The sequence below is a fragment of the Haloimpatiens lingqiaonensis genome (assembly GCF_901447495.1).
Classification (GTDB): Bacteria; Bacillota; Clostridia; order Clostridiales; family Clostridiaceae; genus Haloimpatiens; species Haloimpatiens lingqiaonensis.
In genome coordinates this window covers 1-1663 of record NZ_CABDWS010000162.1, presented here as the reverse complement: position 1 = coordinate 1663, position 1663 = coordinate 1, and the positions used below count along the sequence as shown (strand labels likewise).

The window sequence follows — 1663 nt, the reverse complement described above, 5'->3', positions numbered from 1 at the left end:
GCATTGCCTACATTAATTTTTACTTCTTTTAATGTAGATTTATTTTCTTTAGTATTATCAACTTTACTATTCAAAGAAATAGCCTGAAAAACAGGTTCTTTACTTTCAATTGCCTTTTCTACTCTTTTTTTATGGTAATAAAATTGACTCTTATTAAGGTTATTCTCAGCACAGAAATCTTTCACTGTTATTGTATCTTTAACAGAGTTAAATTTATTTAAATATTCCTCCCAAGCATCATTATCTAATTTTTTATACATAAGTAAACCTCCCATTGATAATCTTTTACTTAAGTTTATCAATGAGAGGGTATGTTTTCTAGATACTTAATTTTTGACGCTTACAGATAAAGTATCTTAAAGATTTAGATATTGATCTTGCAAAATTCAATGTGCTTAAAAGCTATTTAATCAATAATGAAGTAAGCATTTCTCAAATTGAGGAGTTTAAAGAAAATATTGATTTTGTAACTATAAGTGAGTTTGTAGAAGGACTTAACGACTATGCCTATAACAATCAAACTGAAAAGGTAGCGATTAAGGTTGGAAATGAATTTGTTCTAGCTACAAAGCAAGATAGTTTTTCTGTTCAGCTTGAAGATACAGGAAGAAAAGTTGTTATCGAGAACAAAGAATATCAACTTCAAAAAGGTGTTACTTTTGATGAGAGTACAAAAATAGACGATTTTATTGATAGTGGTAAGTACGAATCTTTTAAAATTGCAGATTATATAAAAGAGGAAAAAGAACAAACACTATTTGACTTTGTGGATGATACAACTCCTAGTGAAGAAAATAGATTAGCGAATAAGTATCATGTTGGCGATAAGGTATCGTTTAAGGGAAAGGACTATGTTATTTCTCGCTTTGATGAGATGGGTAATAACATAAAAACTGTAACTATTAAAGATGATGTTGGATATCTTGGTGGTATGATTACAGGTTCAGAAACTATTTTGTATAAAACAGAAAGTGATTTGGAGAAACTTTTTGAACCAATAGAAAGTGAAAAAGCTAAAGTATCAAACTATAAGATAAGCGAAGAAATACTTGCAGATAAATTAACGCCTAGTGAAAGATTACAAAACAATATTGAAGCGATTTTGATGTTAAATCGTATTGAAAAAGGCGAAATAGGATTAGATGTTTCTGCTCAAGAAATCTTGGCGAAATATGTAGGCTGGGGTGGACTATCTGATGTCTTTGATGAAAGTAAAGGTGGACAATGGCAGGAAGCACGAAATATCTTGAAGGAAAACTTATCACCTTTAGAATATGAAGCTGCAAAAGAATCTACCCTAACAGCTTTTTATACACCTAAAATTGTAATTGATAGTGTTTATAAAACATTATCTGATATGGGATTTAAAAAAGGAAATATCTTAGAACCATCAATGGGGATTGGGAACTTCATTGGTAATTTGCCTGATGATATGAATCAATCTATGTTTTATGGTGTTGAACTTGATTCCGTAAGTGGTCGCATAGGAAAACTCTTATATCCTAATAGCAATATTCAAATCAAAGGCTTTGAAGAAATGATGTTGTATAAATAAAGTTGACACCTTATTCTCGTATAATTCAAAATATAATTAAGAGAATAAGGAGGTGCTTATCATGGCACAAAAACGTTATGACCAGGATTATAAAGTCCAGGCAGTTAA

At 30.2% G+C, this 1663-nt stretch carries 2 protein-coding genes; one reads left to right on the top strand and one right to left on the bottom strand.

All coding sequences use genetic code 11. The features are described 5' to 3' along the window. The coding region (tnpA, locus tag FGK85_RS15080; protein ID WP_423244908.1) for an IS66 family insertion sequence element accessory protein TnpA at positions 1-260 on the bottom strand (260 nt) is incomplete at its 3' end. Positions 261-391: 131 nt separating this feature from the next. Between tnpA and FGK85_RS15840 the strand changes: the two genes are divergently transcribed. Beyond that, the gene (locus FGK85_RS15840) at positions 392-1555 is read left to right on the top strand and encodes a class I SAM-dependent methyltransferase (protein ID WP_341472493.1); all 1164 of its coding nucleotides are present in this window, start codon (positions 392-394) and stop codon (positions 1553-1555) included. Positions 1556-1663 lie beyond the last annotated feature (108 nt).